Raw genomic sequence first — 21,667 nt, forward strand, 5'->3', positions numbered from 1 at the left:
ATTGTATAGACGGAATACCAGATTAAATCATTTTTTATTACTCAATTGAGATAACGGAAAGTGATTTTTTTATATCTAAAAAAGAAAGAGGGCAAAAGAAAAAGCCCTCTTTCTTATTTATAGAACGGAAAGGAGATAATGCCATGAATGTATGGTTGTTTGCGGGCTGTATGTTCCTTGTAGCTGTCTTTTTGAACATGTTTCTATTGTTTGGTCACAGAATGATGAAAAAGCGGAGAAATAAGAAATGGAAGCGTGAAACTGAAATTGCAGATTAATAGGAGGTAGTACGTATGGGGAAAACATTATTTATTGCTGAAAAACAGAAGGTAGCTGTTGAATTATTAAAATCACCTAGATTTAGAAACTCTCAAAAGTATTCGGGAAGTATGCCGTATTATGGCTACTATGAAACTGAAAATTACATTATTAGTTGGTGCCGGGGCCATTTATTAGAGTTAAAACATCCGGAAGAGATGGATTCCAAGTATAAGGTATTTAAATTGGAGCATTTACCCTTAATTTATCAGCCAGTTTATAAAGTAAAACAAGAGTATGCTGAGCAACTACAAACACTTGTTAAACTGTTGCAGCGTCATGATGTTGACCACGTGGTAAACATATGTGATGCGGATCGAGAGTGAGAATTAATCTATAGGGAAGTATACGAGTACGCTGGGGTAAACAAAAAGCAATCTCGTGTATACAAGTCATCTTTTGAGGCAGCAGAATTAGAAGGAGCATTGAATCGATTAGAACCATTAACGGATTATGACGGGCTTGCTCAATCCGCTAAAGCAAGGCAATACCTGGATTATATTCTAGGGATTAATGTTACAAGGGGCTGTACATCCAAACTAGCAAGAAACCAATTCTTATTGGCTTCTGGTCGTGTTCAAATGTGTATCTTGAATGAAATCCGTCAAAGGGAAATCGCTATTCAAAATTATAAAGAACAAACCTATTACAATTTAAAGCTACTAACGGAAAACGGTTTATCACCAGTAATGAAAACAGAAGATCAACTGATAGATCCATCGCCACTACAAAAGCTTGGAGATAGCTTGAAAGAAACGAATGTAATTGTAACGGAATTTAAAGAAAGCAATAGAAAAAAGAAACCAAAATTATTATATAACTTAACGGATATCTACAAAGATGCTCACGCCAAACTGAAGATAAATGCGGAAACAGCAAAAAAGCATATTCAGAGTTTGTATGAAGAAGGCTTTATCACATATCCTCGTTCTTCATCCAGGCACTTACCTACAGAACAAGTGGAACGAGTGAAAGAAGTAATGACAGCATTAGAAAAAAGCGCCTATGCAAATCTTGTACAACAAGTATCTCCATCTTCTATTACGAAAAAACATTCTACTTTTAATGATGAATTAGTCAGTAGTCACTTTGCCATCATCCCAACAACAAAATTATATGTCGGGACCAACCGAGAACCATTAGAAAAACATTTATATGACTTAATTGTAAAACGATTTATCGGAAATTTTATGAAGCCAGCAATCTACTTGGTAAGAGAAGTGCATTTTATAGATCAAGAGGGCAACACATACAGTACAAAAGAAAAGATCCTACAAGAGAAAGGGTTTCTAAGTGTGTTTCAAGAGGATATAGAAGAGGGATCAGTTGAAGCATTCCAGATACCTATTTTACAAGAAGGAGATTCTTTCAGAATCGTTCAGTATGACTTGATTGAGTCTCGAACGAAGAAACCAGCCTTTCATACGGAAAGTTCCATTTTAACCTTTATGGAGACGGCAGGGCGTAAATTAGATGATGAACATTTGAAAGAACTTATGAAAGGAAAACGGATTGGGACAGTCGCAACGGAAGAAACATTTATTCCGAAACTGTTAGATCGTAGCTATATTGATGTCACCAATAATCAAATTCGAACGACACCTATTGGTCGTGCTTTTATAGATGCTTTTCCGGTAGATGCAATTAAAAATCCAGCTTATACGGCTGAAATGGAAGGGATGATTTACATGATTGAAAAAAACGAAATGAATTATGAAGAATTTGTGGAAAAAACAAATACGTTTGTAAAAGATACGGTGGAACAATTAGGCGCAATGGATGATAAGGTGTCGGATAGCATTATTAATACCTGGAATCAGCAGATTGAGGTGTGCAAATGCCCTTGTAGAAAAGGAAAAATCCTTCATAAAGGAACCTTTTACGGGTGCAGTAATTATCCGGAATGTGAAATCTCCTTACCGAAAAAAATCAAAGAAAAAGCGATTCCAGAAGCGCAAGCGAAAAAGCTTTTTGAGGATAAAAAAACAGATCTTTTAAAAGGATTTAAGTCTAATGAGAAGGAGTTTTCCGCTTATTTAGTGTTACATGAAGGAAAAGTTAAATTTCAGTTCCCAACACAAGAGGAGCTGTCATTTGGTAAATGTCCAAAATGTAAAAAAGGGGATATGCTTCATAGTAAAACATTTTATGGATGCACAGAGCATAAAAATGGATGTGATTTTATGTTACCAGCAAAAATGAAAGGGAAAGCAATCCCTGGTAATCAAATGAAGAAGCTACTTCAGTATAAAACAACAGATTTTATCAACGGCTTTCAAGGAGAAAAGGGAGAATTTACAGCAGCTATCTATATGGAAGCGGACGGAAGTTTGAAATTCCGTTTTCCAACGACTGAAGATCGTACGATTGGTAAATGTCCATTGTGTAAGAGTAGGGTTCTTGTAGGGAAAAGTAACTACTTATGTGAAAAATACAAAAAAGGCTGTGACTTCATTATTTTTGGTACATTCTCTGGGAAAAATTTAAGTAGTAACCATGTGAAAAAGTTATTAGAAAAGAATGTAACGGATCAGATCAAAGGGTTTATCTCAAACAAAAACGGGAAGAAATTTGACGCTCGTTTATCATACAGCGTACAGGAGAAGCGATTAAAATTCTTATTCGGAAAATAAAAATTGAATGTATGTAAAAGAGGACTAGGAAACGGAATAGTCCTCTTTTTTATTTCATTTTATAGAGTAAAGGGGGATTCCGTAATGGCATATGTCAGTGCGGAGGATGCGATGAAAGCAAGAAACATTGACTTGATTTCATATCTGGAAGCAAAAGGAGAAGCGTTTAAGAAAGAAGGAAATTATTATCGTCATACGGAGCATGATAGTCTCATCATTAAAGGAAATCAGTACGCCTGGAATAGTCGAGGGGAAAAAGGATATGGGGCGATTAGCTTTGCCATGATGTACTATGACATGACCTTTCCACAAGCCGTGATGGACATTCAGAAGGGAGACTACAAAGAATTTGATCGTTCAAAAGCGGAAGAGGAGCGTAAAAAAGAGCAGCAGCCATTTAGTTATCCCAAATACATGGAAGTAAATAAGCAAACAGTGATAAAAGAATATCTAATTCATGAACGGAAAATAGATCCTCGCTTGGTGAATTGGCTGATTAAAAAGGATCTCATCGCCCAGGATAAGAAAAACAATGTGGTGTTTAAATGGAGGGAAGAAGGAGGAAAAGGGCAAGTTATTGGTATGAATCGTCAAGGTACAGTCAAAATGGAGAATAAAAGAGGAAGCTTTAAGCAAATTGTACCAAATTACGAAAGAATCAATGCTGGTTTTACAGTTGATGTGGGTAAACCGGATAAAATCTATTTTTATGAAGATCCGATTGATATGTTATCTCATTGGAGTATCAAGCAAAATAATATCCAAAACGCTCGCCTGGTTTCTATGCATGGATTGAAGTCAAAAACAGTGATTGAATCTTTAATGGATGCGAAAAAAGAGGGGTACGATATTAAAGAGGTCATAATGGCAGTCGATAATGATAAGGCTGGGAAAGACTTCATTCAGACAATGAAATGCTTTGTAGATCTTAAAGAGGATATTCCAACGAACGAAAAGGATTGGAACGATGTCCGGAAGAAACAAGTGAGTGAGAAACAGGCAAAAGAAACAGCCCAACCAAAGAAAAGGAAACCAGCTAAAGAGATGGAGAGAAGGATTTAATCTACCAGAAATATCAACCATATTACTGATGTTATCGTCCATACTCTTCAGGTATTTTTTCATCTTCCCCTTTTCTAGGGAGCTGCTTTTGATAAAGAAACCTTTTATGTTATATTTTGTTTTCCTATTTTCTCCCTAATTTGTATAATAGGTTAGTAATTTTAATTATTATATTATATTGTTTTTAGGATTCGTGCTTCTATACAAAAATTAAATTTCTGAAACACTACGGTTGTTTGAGGATATTTCGGTGCTATAATTTTATTATTTTACCTTAAAGAAAGGGTATTACTGTTATAGGAAGTATAGTAATAAAAATATATACTTTTATTGTTAGGGATTAATAGAATATAAATGAAACGCTACTATTCAATTTTAACGAATTTCCCGAAAGAATTCTCCTTCCTCAAGCGTGTGAAGGGCGTAGCCCAACGGTAGGTGGGAGATGAATTTCGGTTTGGCGTAGCCAAAAGGTTTTCCTTTTTATTTTGCATCTAGATATAAGGATTCGAGATACTGGGAATTTATTTATTAGTCATTATGGGGAATTTTATCAAAAGGTTATGTTGAGAAATATATTAAAGGAGAAACTGCCAGTTGGGGCTGACAGTTTAATAAAAACATATGTCGAGTTCATTATAACAGGAATTGATTTAAGGAAATTAGGTCAATCGTAAATACCAAAAAATTAGCTTACGAAGAGCACGTTCAAAATATAAAAATTTATACAACAAAGCAGCTAGCAAACGCTAACTGCTCAGTAGAAGAAGAGAAAAAACAAGAAGCTATAGGCTATTCACTAGCCTATAGCTAGTATGGATTAAAGTAATAATTTTATACGAGGAGGAGACAAAAATGAAAGTACCCACAGACTTTTTAATTGCATTATCTGCAAAATTACAAGAAATTGCGGATAATACTGCAGATTTGGAAACAGCTGCTGAACTAGAAGAGTTAATTGAAAAAATTATTGTAAGTATTTCAAAGAGTTGAATAAGTGAATCTAGCGAATGTTTTCAGAAGGGCACAGGGAGATTAGAAATTTAGGGAATTCGTTCCGTTATACTTTTGTTGAACGCCTCGAGAGATATTTTCGGGACGGTTTATTCGCAATCCACCGCTAGCATAGGATAAATCGGCTCCATACGTATCTTGTGAAAAAGTGTGAGGAATTGATGTCTGAAATTCTAGAGATGTTACAAAAAGAAATCCCGCTGTATGTAATCGCTGGAGAGATATGGTGCAAAGCAAACCTGTTACGGAAGCACCTCTAAAAATAGAATCATGGAAACCAACAAGTTTATTGAAAAGATAATTTATAATAATATAAGTTTTTGACGGAAGAGCATCGGGTGTAGAGTTATCCTTTTTACACCTCTAAATTAGTCTCTTGATATAGGTAGTATATATGCTTCTTGTTTGTTCTTTTTTCAGTTAAAGTAATTCTATACATGTGCATAGGAGAAATAAAATCTGATGCGAACGACGAAGGATATGTTAAAGCAATGGAAAGAGGATGTTCAAGCTATTCAAGAGGAAAAAAGGCGAAAAAAAAGGGACAAGAAAAAGAATAAAAAATTTAATATTCCGGGTCACACTGCGGACTTTATGAATAAAGATGCTATGTATTATAAAAAGAACAGGGTATGGAAGCAAAGGGGAAAATAAGTCTAACGACCGGATATTGGATTGTGAAAGTATAGACAGGCGAAGGAATGAAGAATGCAAGGATATACAAGTGTGTGGGGTAATCTTAGATGTCATATAAGGTATCCTATGCATTCTTCGACCTTCTTAATAGTAGGAGGAGGAAGACAGGTACTATTTGGTACGGTATACGGGCAGATAAGTACATGTAGTGTACCAATTTGATAATAAGTTCTTCCTCCATCTCTATTATGAACTGAAAAATGGTTTTTTAAACCAAAAAATCCCCATTTTAAATTAATTGTGTATGATATGCTGTAGAGAATAAAACCAAAAGAACACGAGGGTTATGTGCTTTTTTGGTTTTTCGAACCATTTTAAAGAGGTGCCAAGAACCTTTTTTAAGGGTAAGCATACATTGAAGTATAGGACAACCATTTAATTGGTATTTATCCGCTCATGAAATCCTTTCTATAAAAAGTTTATTTTAAGAGTACCCAAATTTTATTTTGGGTACTCTCTTTTTGATAGGAGAAAACAGTGTGGTGTGTTCGATTAGGCATATCTATGCAAAGAAATATGTAATGTGTTTAAAATGGAATCATTAAAGGGGCGCAGCGTGGATCTATAGAGATTTAAAAGATATCGAACATTTTTCTTAGTACCATTAAAAAGCAAAACCAAATTATGTTGTAATACATAATTTGGTTTTGCCAAGTGTGAATAGATAAAGAAAGCGTATATCCTCTCATAGGGAAGGGGATATGTTGACTACATTTTCATAATAGCATAACGAAGCTAATATGATGAGTTGAAAAATGATAGATAGTAAAGGGAAAATAAAGAAGGATGAAGAACGACGATATATGGTAAAAATGAAATTTATCATTTTAGTCAATAAAACTTCTTTCTCAAGTATCGCAAGTATCAATCTAAAGAATGAAGCGATACGGATTCTAGCCGCAGGAACTGTGGAGCTATCCTAATAAATTAGAATTAGTTAGAACGCTATATTTAGGAATTCTCTTTTCTAAACGAAGTGAAATTGGGGGTGTTCAGAAAAGTTCTGCGCATCACATTTAAATTGTTTAATTTTGTATATGAATAACTTAAATGTTTTTTCGTGCGTCTCTTTACTTACTCGTATTGTAAGCTGCATATATAATTTTAAAGGTCGTTAAAATAATGAAACTGGAACCAATTTAAAGATATAAAATATGATATTATATCATGTCATTATTTTTTTAGTGACAGAAAATATATCGACAGATTGACGTATATATGAAGAATTTCGAGCAGTATGGGGGAGGTGAATACAGAGTTTTTCGAAGATTAGAAACATGTCAAAAAGTTTTATTTGTAAGAACTGGTGTGTATATAAAGAGTTAAAGTAATGCGAAATGTTGTTGTCTAAAATAGTACAAGGTGAATTTGGAGGAGTATTAATAATTAGAAAAGATTGCTATACGGTTGTCGAATAGGATTGGAATTTATTATTTATCTGTAGTGTAGGAATAGTAATGAATGAGAATCATAATTATGAACGCTGGAATTAATTATTGAAAGGAATTTCACATAGCGATATTTAGAAGATAATGCTTACAATTTTATGCTAACTATTAAGTATAGGATTAGTATTTGTGAGACGATGGAAGGGCTTTAATATTCTGTTTATATTGGATAGTTCGAAATAGATGGAGTGAACTAGAAATTAGGAGAGATAATCTATGAAATTAATAGATGTTCAAGGTGAATATAATGCTATTTTTAGTTTAGGGGGACGTTGTTTAGCATCTTATAGATTAGTACAATATCGACTTCGACTTTATACAGGGGTTATAGATTGGATGCTTTCCCCTAAACTTTTGAAAGTAATAGATTTGTTAGAAAATCGATTTGGGGATTTTATGAAAAAAGAAAACTTATTATGGGATGGATATGATGTATCTGGTAAATGTTTATTATTAACAGATAAGGTATATGATATTACATCGGTACATGATTTTCCCATAACAAGGAATACACCCGAGAATTGGGTGATGTATGAAGAATTTCGAGTAACGTTGGATAGAAGAATACAAAGATTTTTAAATAAATTAGAAACATGTCAAAAGATTTTATTTGTAAGAATCGGTGGGACATATGAAGAAGCAAAGCGATTAGAAACGGTGCTTTCTAAGATGATTCAGGGTGAATTTCGAGTACTATTAATTAATGATATAGATGGCGATACAGTTGTTGAATATGATTGGGATTTACTATATACATGTAGTATTGGGATGCCTTTATTATTAGATGACAGACTGTGGGATCAAGTGTTACAAAAAATTTTTCACAGCGCTATATAATGATATGAATTTTTTGGTTTCACGATGAAAAAATAAAAACAGCCTTTTATGTTGGCTATAATTAAGTTGTTCAGACACTGTAGTTAAGAATCGGTTTTGAATAACGCTGATAATTTTATTTTTTTAGCTAAGAAAACTTTTTCCTCAAGGAACGTGAAGCGAGTAGGTGGGAGATGAATTGGTTTCGGACAAGGGATGGCAGGAAACCATCTTACTTGTTCGACATACATAAAGTGTTACTTTGCTACCTTTCGAACGGATGTTTGTTTTGTAGTAGAACCGCAGCGAAATGGGTGAAACGAATGATGATCAATAGAGCATATAAATTTGGTAGCTATCTATTTCAAAAAAGAAGCCATGCAAGTTTAGCATGGCTATAAATCGTAAGCAATAATCTTTGGAACAAGGGAGTTCATTATCCGTTAATGTTGTTATGTGTGTAGTGAACTGAAGTCTTGCTTAAATTCCTTACTTAATTTAAGTAAAAGTAAAGAATAATAATTTAATTTCATTTTTTGATTGGTGGTTAAAGATAATTGGGTGGAAAGAACAGAATGAAAATGAGAGGTATTTTTTAATCCTTTTTGATATTCACTTGGCTCTAAAAGATATTTATGTTGTCTACAATGAAATAATAAATGTATTAAATCTTGTACGGCATACAATAACATATTTTTATCTTTACTTATATTATTGGAATGTATACGTAGATTACTAAGAGGCAGTGGTATATATACTAGGTTTCCTTTAGATAGTAAATGTAACCATGCAGCAATATCTACTCCAGATCGATACAATCTTCCTGAAAAGACACCAAAGGGCTCGAGTAAGTCTTTTTTTCGAAAAAGTGGAGTTGTGGGTTCGCCAATCCAATTAAATTCAGAAATTATAGAACTAGCAGCTTTAATCCCATTTACTAAAGTAATTTCGTTGAATCTTTTTTGATTGTAAATATTGTCTGGGATATTATTTCCGTTTTCATCTATAAAAGGTCGATAAGACGTCACCAATGAAATTTCGTTGTTGGTATCGTTTAAAAAATAAGCTATCATTGTTTCTATTTTTTCAGGATGAAAGATATCGTCATCCATTAAAAAATTCACATATTCACCATTGGAATATTCAAAACCTCGTATAAAGTTCAAAGCACCACCAATATTTGTTTTGTTACGATAATAACGAATATAAGGATATTTTACTAAATAGTGCTGGATTAAATTATAAGTTTCATAATTAGTACTATCGTCCACAACTACAATTTCAATATTTCGGTAAGTTTGAGCTAATGCACTTTTTAAAGCCTGTTGAAAATAATTCAGTCTATTGTATGTGGGAATTATTATGCTAACCAAGGGCATGTTGTTATTCAAATTTTTATCACCTCTTGTTAGTATGATAGAATGTTTTTTAGTCTATTTTAAATTCTAAATAGGAACCTTAATTTTTTATATTGCTTGTTTAATAAATTAATATTAAATTTTTTGGGTTTTTCATATTTTTATATAATGAAGAGGGGAAATGTGATAAATTATTGAATGTGTAATTTTTTCAGTTAAACTCCCCTCATAAGTTGAATTATGGTTATTCTTAATTCGCTGAACATAGTGTCCAGTTTAGCGTACTATATTTATTTGAGAGGAAAATTATTTTTGTGAATTGGCATACAAGTAATTTTTTTTAAATGTTTTTGTAAGCATTGTTTATAAAATAATAAAAATTGTTTTTTATTTGGGGATAGTTGATCTTCATATAAGGTTTCTAAATCTTGTATGACTTGTAAATTTAACTTTATCCGCTGAGATAGATGATGAGGGTGTTCTAAAAATTTATGACGAGAACAATGAAAAGACATGTGAATCCAATCGAATAAAGCATCTATTCTCATTTCTGGTTTTTTTCCAATATTTGATGTATGCAGTCGTAGATAACTTAGTGTATCCGAAATATAAACAAGTTTTCCATCTAATAAAAGACTAAGCCATGCTGCCATATCTACATTAAAAACATATTGTGTACCACAAAATTGGCCAAAAGGATTAGTTAAATCTTTTTTTCGGAATAGAGCTGTAGTCGGTTCGCCAATCCAATTTCCTTCTAAAAGAATCGAATTTCCTGCATCAATGCCGTCTATTATAGTGTCAGAATTAAACTTTTTTTTTGTAAAAGTAAAATCTGAAAGGTTTTTTCCTTGCTCATTAATAGGTTGGCGATAGGATGTAATTAATTTAATGGTATTTGTTTGATCTAATAAATAATATTGCATCATTCTTTGAATTTTATGAGGATGAAATAAATCATCGTCCATTAAATAATTTATATATTCTCCTGTTGCTTTTTGAAAAGCCAATTGAAAGTTGCGTTTACCACCAATGTTTATCTTATTTTTATAGTATTTAATATATGGAAACTCTTTAGTGTATTGCAATGCGATGTTTTGTGTTTCGTCATTAGTACTATCATCACACACGATTATTTCTATATTACAGTATGTTTGTGAAAGTGCACTTAGTAGTGCTTGTTTAAAATAGACAGGACGGTTATACGTAGGTATTAGGATACTGACTAGAGGCGTTTCCATATAATTCTTCCTCTCTTGTTCAAATATATATAACGTGATCGATAACGTATAAATTTTGTAGGGAAGTATTAAGGTTTTAATTTTTATGTGTGTGTATAAGATTCCATTAATTTTTTGAGGAGTAGTGAATAATAATTGCATGATCTTTTTTGTGGTATGTTTAATGGAAATCGTTGGGATATATGATTGAAGATTTGTTGTACCATGTCTAATGCTTTTTTATATTCAGAATCTTCTTTTAAAAATCCATTTTGTTTACAATGAAACAATAAATGTAATAAATCCTCTATAGCATATAATTGCATATTATTATCTTTACCAATATTATGAGAATGTAGACGCAACTGACTGAGAGAATCAGGGATGTATAATACATCTCCTTTAGATAGAAGATTTAACCAAGCTGCAATATCTACACCTGAACGGTATAATCTATCAGAAAAAACACCAAATGGAAGCGATAAATCATTTTTTCTAAATAAAGGGATGGTAGGAACCCCAATCCAATTAAATTCAGATACAAGAGAATCGCCTGCTTGTGTACCATCTACAATCGTTATTTGTTTAAATTTTCGATGACTATAGACATTATGAGGAAGAACGTTTCCATTTTCATCAATTAATGAAAAATATGAGGTAATTAATTTGATTTGTTTGGAGGTATCATTTAAAAAATATTGTAACATTGTTTTAATTTTATGAGGGTGAAATATATCATCATCCATTAAATAATTTATATATTCTCCCGTAGAATATTCATAGCATTTAATGAAATTTAAAGCACCGCCAATATTTTTATGGTTTTTATAATATTTTATGTGTGGATATTGTTGAAGATAAGGCTGTATCAAATGATATGTATCCAAATTAGTGCTATCATCTACAACTATAATTTCGATATTAGAGTAGGTTTGTGCGAGAGCACTTTTTAAAGCGATTTGAAAATAATTTGCTCGATTATACGTAGGGATTAATATACTTACAAGCGGATCTTCAGCAGTCAATTTTTATCACCTCTAGTACAATATATTTTAGGTCACCATTTAACCTACAAAAAGATTGTATTTAAAGTAATTGATAGTCAATAAATAGAATAATTAATTTGTAAATCTTTTGCAAAGAGAAAGTATTAGTTAAACATAATAAGAATTTGATTAGGATTTATGCGTTTTATTACACGATACCCTTTCTGACTTCTTGTAGCAATACCTTCTGTATTAGGAAAACAATATCCACCAACTGGACATGTTCCATCATCTCTTACTCGAATTTGACCTAGTAAGCCAACAATGACCCATTCAGATCTTTCAAATCGAGATATATATTTCTTTTCAGAATCCCAATCTGGATTCAATATAGCACTTTTTTCTATTATTCCTGAACAATTTATATTGTCAAATTGTAATCTTCCCCATTCATCTACAACGTATTTTTCTTTCCACCTCATTTCGGCACTATTTCCTAAAATACTAGATGTATCAGTAGTTATTCCTAAAATATATTCGTCCTGTGCTGTAGCTTTTCGTACGTATTCTCCATCAAATGTAACAAAATAACCAATATCAATAGATTTATTTTTCACTTCGAACATTTCAGCATAACCAGTTCCGTTAGAAAAATATGTAGAGCCATCAATATACATATTTCTTGTACTTGCTAACCATTTTGCGCCCAATTCTTTATTATCTGGCGATACCCCATTACCAATAAACCAGGAATAAGACTCTTGAGTATCACCGTATTTCCCCATGATATGAGTGCCTTTAAATCCTGCACTATTTCCAATGCCTTCAGCATGAGAGAAATCACCAATGGTTTGCGTATTAACACCCTCAGCATGAGAAAAATTCCCCTTTGCTACGGTATGAGCTCCTTCAGCATGAGCAGCTTTACCTTGAGCCATAGTATAAAAACCTTCGGTATGTGCACTTTCCCCATAAGCAGTGGTAAAATGTCCTTCAGCATGAGCATTTTCCCCATAAGCAATGGTAAAGTGTCCTTCAGCATGAGCATTTCCCCCATAAGCAATGGTGAAATGTCCTTCAGCATGAGAAGCAACGCCTTCTGCCTTTGTATGGGACCCTTCAGCATGAGAAGCAGTTTCTTTTGCTAAAGTATTAGTTCCTTCAGCATGAGAAGCGATCCCTTCTGCCTTTGTATGGGACCCTTCAGCATGAGAAGCAGTTTCTTTTGCTAAAGTATTAGTTCCTTCAGCATGAGAAGCGATCCCTTCTGCCTTTGTATGGGACCCTTCAGCATGAGAAGCGATCCCTTCTGCCTTTGTATGGGACCCTTCAGCATGAGAACTATTCCCTTGTGAAGGGTCATCAGCATGACCTGTAGTAGTATAATGTCCCTCAGCATGAGAGTTTTCTCCATAACTTACTGTATTATTTCCCTCAGCATGAGAAGCAGTCCCTTTTGCTAAAGTATTAGCACCTTCTACATGTGAATAATTTGCCCATGATGTTGTATTAACACCTTCAGCATGAGAAGCGATCCCTTCTGCTTTTGTATGAGATCCTTCAGCATGAGAAGCAGTCCCTGTTGTTTCTGTATAAGCACCTTCTGTATGAGAAGCAACTCCTCTTGCTTTTGTATGGGACCCTTCAGCATGAGAAGCAAGCCCTTCTGCGTGTGTCTTAATACCTTCTATATGTGTATTAGTTTGTGCCTTCGATATTTCATTTGAATTCTCAGGATTAACACCTCTATTCTCGTCACAAGAATGATATTTTGAAGTGATTTGAATTGAAAAATTAGAATATTTACACATATCAACGCCTTCTTTCCTTCAAAAAAATAAATTATATGGGCCCTGCTTATATATCATTTATATAAACGGAATAATCAAGCATTTCGGAAGATAGGACATAATCGTTTCTTAAATGTTGAGAAGTTAATATCATTATGCTGAAAAATATAAGTAGGTATATACATGATGCATTGTAAAATGATACTAGTCTTCTTCAATAGGTATTTATTTAAACGTAATATCATAAAGTTATAAAATGTGAATTTAAGTTTGTAATTCATATAAATAATTTTTATAGGAATTCATTTTTTCTTGTTCCATTAGAGAAAAGATATTTTGTTTATTTGCTAACAAATTGCTTAGCCATCCTAATAATTTTTGAACAATAATCCTTTCAATATTTTTAGTGTGTATATTGCTACTATTTTTAATTAATTTAATTATACTAATCCAATCTGTAATAAGGTCTATATCTATTTTATATTTTTGATTATCAATATTTTTACGTTCAAATGTTAATTCATCTATAATTACCACCAAGGATCCTTGTGTTAATAAGGTAAGCCATGAGGCAATTTCTACATCTTTTATGAATTGATGCCCTGCAAATTGTCCAAAGGGTTGAATTAAATCTTGTTTTCTAAATAAGGGGGCGGAAAGTCCTCCCACATAATCTTTATATTTTAAAATAAAATGGCTACCTATTGTACTATCCCATTGAACATCTGATGCGTGATTTTTTGTTATGCTATTTACAACAGGGAGTATATTTCCTTGTATATCAATAGGTTCTGTATACGATGTAACTAATTTTATAGAATTTGTATTATCTCTTAAAAAATAATTCATCATTTTTTCAATTTTCGATGGATAAAGTAGGTCTTCTTCCATAAGAAAGGTAACATACTCTCCTTTTGAAACTTTTAATAACTCTTGTAATATATTTAACCTAGACATATATTTGGAGTCTCTAATATACGTTATTTTATTTGAGTACGGTAAGAACTCTTTTTCTAATAAAATCTGTATTGTATCGGTAGTAGAAGGATCTCTAATTATAATTTCAATATTTGTATAAGTTTGGAGTAAAACACTTGTTAAAGCAAGTTCTACATAATGAGGGTTTCCTATGGCAGGAATTAAAACACTTACTAAAGGTTTTTCCATATACATATCCTCCTCATAAAATAAATTTTAGTTATATATAAATACTTCTATTATTGATATTTTGAAACGTTAAAACATAGTGAATATTTTGTATATATTTCCTGCTTATAATTTTGATATGGATATATGATTCTTACAGTATTTAATAATGTGTTGTGGTCTGTGTAAAAGCATACATAATAACGTCATTAATATCGTTATCGTATATGTATATATAATAAATATATACATCCTTTTTAGAAATACATCATCAAGTATTCGTGAATATAAGAGTTGACACAATCATATTGGAATCTAAGTCGGACATACATAATATGTATTTTAAATTATACATAGACTACTGATAGGTATATTAAATTTTCTTTCAATGTATGACGATTTATAAAAATTTGTTATTTTAAGTCAAGCAGTTTAGTTTTCTTCTATGGTTGCCCGTTCTGTTCAATATGCTCCAAATATAAAAGATGGATTTTCTATTTAATTCATTATCAGTACTTTTCTTTGAAATGAATGAAAGAATTCTTTCAAGGTTGTTTTGGTCATTTTATCAGTGAAACGTTAGTCAATCATACAAACAATTTTTAGACTTAATTACAGAATTTTCTTTAAGAAACAAAAGATATGATTCTTCAATCTCGTGTTTTTCATTTTGATGAAACTGGTATGCGTGTATAAAACAAAATGTTAAGTAATGGAAGGTGGCGATTGTTTTTTAGTTGTGGGGAGAATGAATACATGAGAACAAATTATAGTTATCGGTACACGCATTTCCATGTTGGAGGAGAAAATAGATACAGACTGGATTCACAGAAGTTAGAGAGAGTAAGTGTTATGCAGAATAAGGCGCAGGGTAATGCAGAGTCCAGAGGAGTGTAGATATCTTTTCGAGTTAAAATGGTGAAGAAACTTTTGAAGAGGTAGACAAACAAGCACAGCTACATTATCTGTAGTAGACAAGTAGCTGTGCATATAAAGAGTAGAAAAAGGTTCATTATAACTTCATTGCTATAAGGAACAAGATTAGGGTACTTTTAATATAACCGAAAAGAGACAAACCGTGAATTCTAAAGATGACCTTTTACAAATGTAAAATAACAGGGGAAAAGAATAGTAAAGAATAAGGTAGAGTATTTAATAAGAAGCAAAATAAATGGGAATGTGATGAAAAGTGTTAAAAGGGTTCAGTAATAAGGCGCCTCTTTTAAATAAAATGAAACTGGGGGGAGTCCCATTATGAATTATTTGGAACGTATTTTTTATTTGCACCAACCCGCGCATGTATATGGTAAAATATATGTGAGAGGGGAATAATTCGTATCGGTGTTTCGGTGAAACAAGATGGTATTAAATTTGATGTAGTTATCATGTCGACATGTCAAAGAAAAGTTCTCACAAGAGTATTTTTTCTTTGACTAGTTCCGATTGTCATAGTTACTCTAATATGATAAGATAGGTATACTTTATCTCATTAGGGACCTTTAGCTCAGTTGGTAAGAGCAGACGGCTCATAACCGTCCGGTCGTAGGTTCAAGTCCTACAAGGTCCATTAATATATGTATAGATTTTCAATAGAAAGTACGATAATAACATAGAATGTTTAATGTTATGGTCTGTATAAAAAAGCACTCTTAGGAGTGCTTTTTTTCAGGCTGTGGAGAAAGTCTTCTCCACAGCCTGTTTTTGTGTCTGAACCTCTTTTTATGTGTCAACACTGATAAAAAAGAGGAAAAGGAGAGAGTTTTTATGATGGGTGCTTTAAAAAATCATCGTGATGAACGTGTATCTGTTTCTGTAGAAGAGTTGGTTCCACAAGATCATTTCCTTCGTGCGATTGAAGCGACAATTAGTTTTGATTTTATTGAAGAGAAATTACGCCCTTATTACTGTGAAAACAATGGACGTCCGTCAATCCACCCTATCGTTTTATTTAAAATGATGTTTATTGGATATTTTTACGGTATTCGTTCGGAGCGTCAATTGGAAAAAGAGATTAAAACGAAGATCGCCTACCGTTGGTTTTTAGGATTTTCTCTATCAGATACTATTCCAGATCATTCTACAATCAGTTGGAATCGCCGTACCCGCTTTATTCATACAAATATTTTCGAAGAAATTTTTGATGAGATCGTGAGGCAAGCGACAGAGCACCGGATGGTGGGAGGACGTGCGCTAATGACAGATTCTACGCACATTAAGGCCAATGCCAATAAAAATAAAGTAACTACTCAGCTTCTTCAAATAAAAAAACAGGCCAAATACATGTTTCCGATTCGAAAACATGAAAAGAAAATACTCCAATCAGAGAAAGAATCTATGCCAAATAGAGAAATTCTCTTATGAAGTCGTGTTATTCCAAGGAACCGTTCTAGTTTCTATGACTTGGTTTATCGCTTGTAAGACCGATTGTTTTTGTTTTTTCATGGTACTCATAAAGCTTCGTATCTGACAAAAAGATTCTGCGCCTTTCTTACTTCGGAAAGTCCCAGACACTTTCTGTTTTACTTTCGTCATCCGAATATCCCGTTCTGCTTGATTGTTATCAAATGGAATGGCTGGATGTTCTAAAAACGCTAGAATTCTGTCAGAATACTTGACGAAGCGATTCCATAAATTTTGAGAAGGCGTCTGCTTTCCTTTCTTCTTTTGTTTCGTGGAAAGAATCTGTTGTTCTTTCAATATGGATTGATACATAATAAACAGATTCTTTTGCGTCGCTTTTGGCATGGTACCTTCGGATTGCTTTTTCATCGTCAACGCTTGCGTTAGAAATTTCTGCATCTGTTGTGCCCATTGTTCTCCAGTACTATCTATAATTCCTTGTAAATCTCGTAAGAGATGGGCATTACATAAAACGTGACGACAATCTGTATACGCATCATACGATTTCCAACCATCATGCATCGCAATTCCAGAAAAAGATGGCAAGATTTCTCCAGCATCCATTGCTTCTTTTCCACGTTTTTGATGAATATGTTGCAATGTCACCTCCGGTGTACTGGCAGTATGTAACCATTGTGTTTTGTTTTCTACACGCATACCAGTTTCATCAAAATGGACAACAGGAGACTGCAGAATCTTTTCCTTTACTTCTTTTATGAATGGCTGCAATTGAGAAGCGAAAGCCTGTGTATGATTTACCAGGGTTCCTTCGCTTATAGAATGTCCAAAACAATCCTGAAAGAATTCTTTTGTTCGCTTCAAAGAAATGCATTGATAATGCGTTAAATAGGGAATCAGTCTTTTTATATTTGGACCATATTGAACAGGACGAGATACTGTCGAAGGAAATTGGGCTTCTTGGATAGAATGGCAATGTGGGCATTCTTTCTGTTCTACTTTATGTTCTGTCACTTCGATCTGAATAGGTGGTAAGTCATACACTTGGCGAATGCGATACCCTTTTACAGGCTCGTGGTTCAAGGAAGTATGACAACAAGTACAATATGTAGGAGAATGTGTAATCGTATGATCTGGAGTCGCTGTCAAACCAAGAGTATGTCCCTTGTGGCCCAACTGGCCACCCGTTTGACGATGAGACGGTTTGCGCAAACTTTTTGTAACGGGCTTACCCAAACCATCTGTAGAAGGTGGCTTATGACTATTTTTGGAGTTTTTTTTTGAAGCATTTTCTAGTTCTTGTATACGTTTTTCTAACTTAGAAAATGTTTCTTCAAATAAAGAAATAACAGCTTCAGGTCCTTTTTTATATGTATCTAAAATAATTTTTCGATCGACCATAAGATTCACCTCCCCTGTTTGATATACTCAGTATTTACAAATGGGAGGCATATGAAACTAGTAAAATTTAAAAAAGACACCGAAAGGTGGCTGAGTAGTTACAAAATAAATTTGTACATAAATATAAAAAAGAAAAAGCAAAGTTTTATATAGATGAGCTAGAAGCTGCGGTAATCGAAGATCGTAAGGTATGACCTGGTCAAGAAAAACTGGAACATCAATTAGATTACGCAATTGATTTTGAATATTGATACGGAGTCAAGCCATTTAATGATGAATGAGGGCGAACGGAATGATAGTACATATAAATAAATTCAGCGACTAACTGATTTACTTGAGCGAGAGAAATTAGATTTTCTCCATGTAGGCATTCGCGTTTAAAGATGCTAAAAAAAGATTCCATCACAGCGTTATCCCAACAGTTTCCCTTGCGGGACATACTTTGCTGAATTTTTTGTTGATTACAAAAATCAGTAACCTTATAACTGGCAAACTGAGATCCTTGATCACTATGAAATAGGATTCTTTTTTGACTTTCATAAGCTTGTTTAACTTGCTGAATTGTGTCTTTTACTAATTGAGCATCCTGGTGAGTATCCAACGAATAACCAAGCACCCGACGGGTGCTAATATCTAATGCGGCACAAAAATATACTTTCATCCCATTCATTAAACGAAATTCTGTGATATCACATACAACAGTCGGAACGTCTTTCTTGCCAGGTTTAAAGGAACGCTCTAGTACATTTGGAAATGTATGATGTTCGTGCTTTCTTTTCTTATAATAGGTGACAACTTTTGACTTTAATCCAGCTTCACATAAAGCTTGTCTCACTTGAAATAAGCTCACCATTACATTTTTATTTACAAGGTAACGGTACAGTTTTCGATAGCCCATTCTACCTTTTAAACATTTAAATTGCATGACAATATAAGCCGCTGTCTTTTTACGTTTTTTCTGATTTTCAGTGGGCTTACGATGAGTATAATCGTAAAAACCACTAATAGAAACTTGTAATCGATGGCAAAGCCAGCGCACTCCAAATATGTAATGATATTGCCTGATAAATTGAAAGCGTGTTAGTTTTGGTTGCTGGCAAAGAAGCTTGCCGCCTTTTTTAAAAATTCATTTTCCTTTTTTAAAGCCTGGATTTCTCTCCGCAAAGAACGTAGTTCTTCCATATCAGATTTCTCATTATCCAAAAATGGGAAGAATATTTCTTTATCCATGCATTTAAGGTCCCGTTTCCTAGGTCAAATTCTCTTTGAATACTCGAAATTGTACGCCCTTCTTTAACCACCAATTCTACACATTGTTTTTTAAACATTTCATCATACTGTTTTTTCATCTGAAACACCTCTTATATAGAATAATTTATCCCTATACTGTGTTCCAGTTTTACTGTACCACCTCAGTACATGGAAAAAAGAATTAAAACCTAGAGAGGAAAGTGATACCCCTACCAAAAAACTCGTATAAGTACAACAGATCCAGATAGTGGATTTTTAATGAGAGATGGAAAACCGAACGGTTTTCATTTCTTAGACCATCGTACGACTGATGCGAAGTACAATATTATTACAGATACCTATGTAACGGCTGGAAATATGGCAGATTCCGAGCCATATTTAGCACGCCTCCAAGCTCAAATTGATAAATTCGGGTTCAAAGTAGAAGCTGTAGCTCTTGATGCAGGCTATTTTACGAGCTATATCTGTAAGAAATTATCGGAGAGAAATATATTTATGGTGATGGGGTATCGCCGATTTGGAAAAAGAAATAAAGAAGTACCAAAAAGCCAATTTAAATATGTAGAAGAAATGAATGCATTCGCTTGTCCGATGGGGTGTATTTTAGAGTATGCGACAACGGATCGTGAAGGATATCGTCAATATAAATCGAAGCCAGAAGACTGCGCTGTTTGTCCGCTACGTGAGGTATGTTTTTCAAAGAAACAAAAACAAAAAGTTATCACTCATCATATATGGGAGAAATATAAGGATATCGCTAGAAAAAACAAACTAACAGTTACAGGGAAAAAGTTGTACAAAGTACGCTGTTCAACTATAGAGCGAAGCTTTGCAGACGCCAAAGAACTACATGGCTATCGATATGCTCGATTTCGAGGGCTGAAGTCTGTCCAAATGCAGGCTTATCTCACCGCAGCTTGTCAAAACATGAAAAAAATAGCCCTCCATCTGACCAAAAAAGGTCTGGTGGAGGGCTATTTTTTGAAACTTTATTATTTTATGTTGTTTGTATTCGCTAAAATCAAAATGATTACAGAGTGTTGGGAACCCCTAAAGGGTTTCCCAACACTCTGAAAAAAAGCACTCTTAGGAGTGCTTTTTTTTCTAAACAGTACGATATCACAATATCTAGTTTGTCACATGCCTATGGAACCAATGTTTTGAAGAGGTCTTTAACTGGATTCATAAGAAAGCGCTTTCTTGTATGGTGATGTAGTATGCTATAGTGTATCAATTTAAAAAAACTAATATTCTACACATATTTTTATCGATGAACTATATATTATATATAAATGTTTTGAATTTTGAAGTACTGGAACAAAATATATCCCTAGGAGGGATAAAGATTGAATGAGACTAGTGAATTGATTGTTTTTGTTCACATTGCCAAAACCGGTGGTACAACTTTAAGGGATATTTTAGATAAACAATACGGTCCTGATTCATTAAGTATATATGCAGATCCATCTGTGCCGGATCTGAATAGTAAAGAGAAAATCCTAAATAGGGTGTTATCACACATTCATACAGCTAAAAGTATTAGTGGACATTTTAGCTATGGAATGAAATATAATCATATAATACAGGAGCCGTTACTAGCATCAATAAATACGTCGAGAAATATTGCCCATATTACTATGTTAAGAGAACCTGTAGAACATATACTGTCCTTATATCATCATTACAAACGGAATAATTTTTTTAGTATGCATATGCAAACGCCAACGGTTGATCTTGAAACTTTTATTAAACAAAAATTATATTATCCAAATTACCAAACCTTACGTGTATCAGGTGCAGACTTTCCAGATTTAGATATTGCAAAATATAATATTGTTAATCATTTTTCTATAGCTGGAATTACTGATATGTACAATGAATCTTTATTTTTAATGAAAGAAAGGTTCAATTGGAAGGATATGAAATACCAAAAGTTGAATCAATTTGTAAATTCAGATTTAAAAAAAGACATTTCCAATGAACTTGTAAATCTAATTATTCTTGATAATAAATTAGATTTTAAATTATATATGTTTACAAAACAGTTGTTAAAACAAAAAATTGCGGCATTAAATATATGTAAACAACAAGAGCTTCGCGAATTTTCACCTTTTACTTAATGTGACTATCTTTGACTTAGCAAATTTAACAGTTCTAAAGCTTGTGGGCG

Annotated in this window: 13 protein-coding genes, 1 tRNA gene and 7 pseudogenes; 11 read left to right on the forward strand and 10 right to left on the reverse strand. The window is 33.2% G+C overall.

Annotation, left to right across the window (positions count from 1 at the left end):
• Positions 1 to 143 precede the first annotated feature (143 nt).
• The 6 genes and pseudogenes from MHH55_RS30970 to MHH55_RS30995 all read left to right on the forward strand — a co-directional run bounded on the left by MHH55_RS30970 (position 144) and on the right by MHH55_RS30995 (position 8,008).
• Positions 144 to 278 (forward strand): hypothetical protein, encoded by a 135-nt coding sequence (locus tag MHH55_RS30970; protein ID WP_001103675.1) that lies wholly within the window; start codon positions 144 to 146, stop codon positions 276 to 278.
• 15 nt (positions 279 to 293) lie between these two features.
• Positions 294 to 2,951, forward strand: a pseudogene (locus tag MHH55_RS30975) (DNA topoisomerase).
• An 84-nt stretch (positions 2,952 to 3,035) separates the two neighbouring features.
• Positions 3,036 to 4,013, forward strand: coding sequence for a DUF3991 and TOPRIM domain-containing protein (locus MHH55_RS30980; RefSeq protein ID WP_078187304.1), 978 nt, complete (start codon positions 3,036 to 3,038; stop codon positions 4,011 to 4,013).
• A gap of 855 nt (positions 4,014 to 4,868) precedes the next feature.
• On the forward strand, positions 4,869 to 5,006 hold the full coding sequence (locus MHH55_RS30985) for a hypothetical protein (protein ID WP_176116623.1): 138 nt from the start codon (positions 4,869 to 4,871) through the stop codon (positions 5,004 to 5,006).
• A 501-nt stretch (positions 5,007 to 5,507) separates the two neighbouring features.
• The gene (locus tag MHH55_RS30990; RefSeq protein ID WP_438284851.1) at positions 5,508 to 5,681 is read left to right on the forward strand and encodes a hypothetical protein; all 174 of its coding nucleotides are present in this window, start codon (positions 5,508 to 5,510) and stop codon (positions 5,679 to 5,681) included.
• Between the two features lie 1,706 nt (positions 5,682 to 7,387).
• The gene (locus MHH55_RS30995) at positions 7,388 to 8,008 is read left to right on the forward strand and encodes a DUF1796 family putative cysteine peptidase (protein ID WP_078187302.1); all 621 of its coding nucleotides are present in this window, start codon (positions 7,388 to 7,390) and stop codon (positions 8,006 to 8,008) included.
• A gap of 712 nt (positions 8,009 to 8,720) precedes the next feature.
• Here MHH55_RS30995 and MHH55_RS36535 read toward each other — a convergent pair.
• The 6 genes and pseudogenes from MHH55_RS36535 to MHH55_RS31020 form a co-directional block, all read right to left on the reverse strand.
• Positions 8,721 to 8,883 (reverse strand): annotated as a pseudogene (locus tag MHH55_RS36535) (glycosyltransferase family 2 protein); the annotation flags it as partial.
• A 95-nt stretch (positions 8,884 to 8,978) separates the two neighbouring features.
• A pseudogene (locus tag MHH55_RS36540) lies at positions 8,979 to 9,366 on the reverse strand (glycosyltransferase family 2 protein); the annotation flags it as partial.
• A 269-nt stretch (positions 9,367 to 9,635) separates the two neighbouring features.
• Positions 9,636 to 10,586 (reverse strand): glycosyltransferase family 2 protein, encoded by a 951-nt coding sequence (locus MHH55_RS31005; protein ID WP_176116622.1) that lies wholly within the window; start codon positions 10,584 to 10,586, stop codon positions 9,636 to 9,638.
• 83 nt (positions 10,587 to 10,669) lie between these two features.
• Positions 10,670 to 11,590: a glycosyltransferase family 2 protein gene (locus MHH55_RS31010; protein WP_078187299.1), complete on the reverse strand. Its 921-nt coding sequence runs from the start codon at positions 11,588 to 11,590 to the stop codon at positions 10,670 to 10,672.
• 125 nt (positions 11,591 to 11,715) lie between these two features.
• Positions 11,716 to 13,362: a peptidase G2 autoproteolytic cleavage domain-containing protein gene (locus tag MHH55_RS31015; protein WP_078187298.1), complete on the reverse strand. Its 1,647-nt coding sequence runs from the start codon at positions 13,360 to 13,362 to the stop codon at positions 11,716 to 11,718.
• A 243-nt stretch (positions 13,363 to 13,605) separates the two neighbouring features.
• Positions 13,606 to 14,508 carry a glycosyltransferase family 2 protein gene (locus MHH55_RS31020; RefSeq protein WP_176116620.1) on the reverse strand — a complete coding sequence of 301 codons (903 nt, stop codon included), beginning with the start codon at positions 14,506 to 14,508 and terminating at the stop codon, positions 13,606 to 13,608.
• A gap of 415 nt (positions 14,509 to 14,923) precedes the next feature.
• Between MHH55_RS31020 and MHH55_RS36545 the strand changes: the two are divergent.
• The 3 genes and pseudogenes from MHH55_RS36545 to MHH55_RS31030 all read left to right on the forward strand — a co-directional run.
• Positions 14,924 to 15,180, forward strand: a pseudogene (locus MHH55_RS36545) (IS66 family transposase); the annotation flags it as partial.
• Positions 15,181 to 15,980: 800 nt separating this feature from the next.
• A tRNA-Ile gene (locus tag MHH55_RS31025) sits at positions 15,981 to 16,054 on the forward strand.
• A 197-nt stretch (positions 16,055 to 16,251) separates the two neighbouring features.
• Positions 16,252 to 16,729, forward strand: a pseudogene (locus MHH55_RS31030) (transposase); the annotation flags it as partial.
• A 113-nt stretch (positions 16,730 to 16,842) separates the two neighbouring features.
• Here the strand turns inward: MHH55_RS31030 and tnpC are convergent.
• The 4 genes and pseudogenes from tnpC to MHH55_RS31050 all read right to left on the reverse strand — a co-directional run.
• A complete protein-coding gene (tnpC, locus tag MHH55_RS31035; RefSeq protein WP_100910632.1) occupies positions 16,843 to 18,246 on the reverse strand; it encodes an IS66 family transposase in 1,404 nt (467 codons plus the stop codon).
• A 226-nt stretch (positions 18,247 to 18,472) separates the two neighbouring features.
• Positions 18,473 to 19,372: an IS3 family transposase gene (locus MHH55_RS31040; RefSeq protein WP_340882220.1), complete on the reverse strand. Its 900-nt coding sequence runs from the start codon at positions 19,370 to 19,372 to the stop codon at positions 18,473 to 18,475.
• Positions 19,327 to 19,476: a hypothetical protein gene (locus MHH55_RS31045; RefSeq protein ID WP_254849840.1), complete on the reverse strand. Its 150-nt coding sequence runs from the start codon at positions 19,474 to 19,476 to the stop codon at positions 19,327 to 19,329. Before MHH55_RS31045 ends, MHH55_RS31040 begins: the two co-directional genes overlap by 46 nt.
• 41 nt (positions 19,477 to 19,517) lie before the next feature.
• Positions 19,518 to 19,595, reverse strand: a pseudogene (locus MHH55_RS31050) (hypothetical protein); the annotation flags it as partial.
• Between the two features lie 74 nt (positions 19,596 to 19,669).
• On the opposite strand from MHH55_RS31050, the pseudogene MHH55_RS31055 reads away from it, so the two are divergent.
• Positions 19,670 to 20,478: pseudogene (locus MHH55_RS31055) on the forward strand (transposase); the annotation flags it as partial.
• A gap of 365 nt (positions 20,479 to 20,843) precedes the next feature.
• Positions 20,844 to 21,617 carry a sulfotransferase family 2 domain-containing protein gene (locus tag MHH55_RS31060; protein WP_078187192.1) on the forward strand — a complete coding sequence of 258 codons (774 nt, stop codon included), beginning with the start codon at positions 20,844 to 20,846 and terminating at the stop codon, positions 21,615 to 21,617.
• Positions 21,618 to 21,667: the final 50 nt, after the last annotated feature.

It is taken from the genome of Bacillus sp. FSL K6-2944 (genome assembly GCF_038005385.1).
In the GTDB taxonomy this organism is placed as follows: Bacteria; Bacillota; Bacilli; order Bacillales; family Bacillaceae_G; genus Bacillus_A; species Bacillus_A cereus.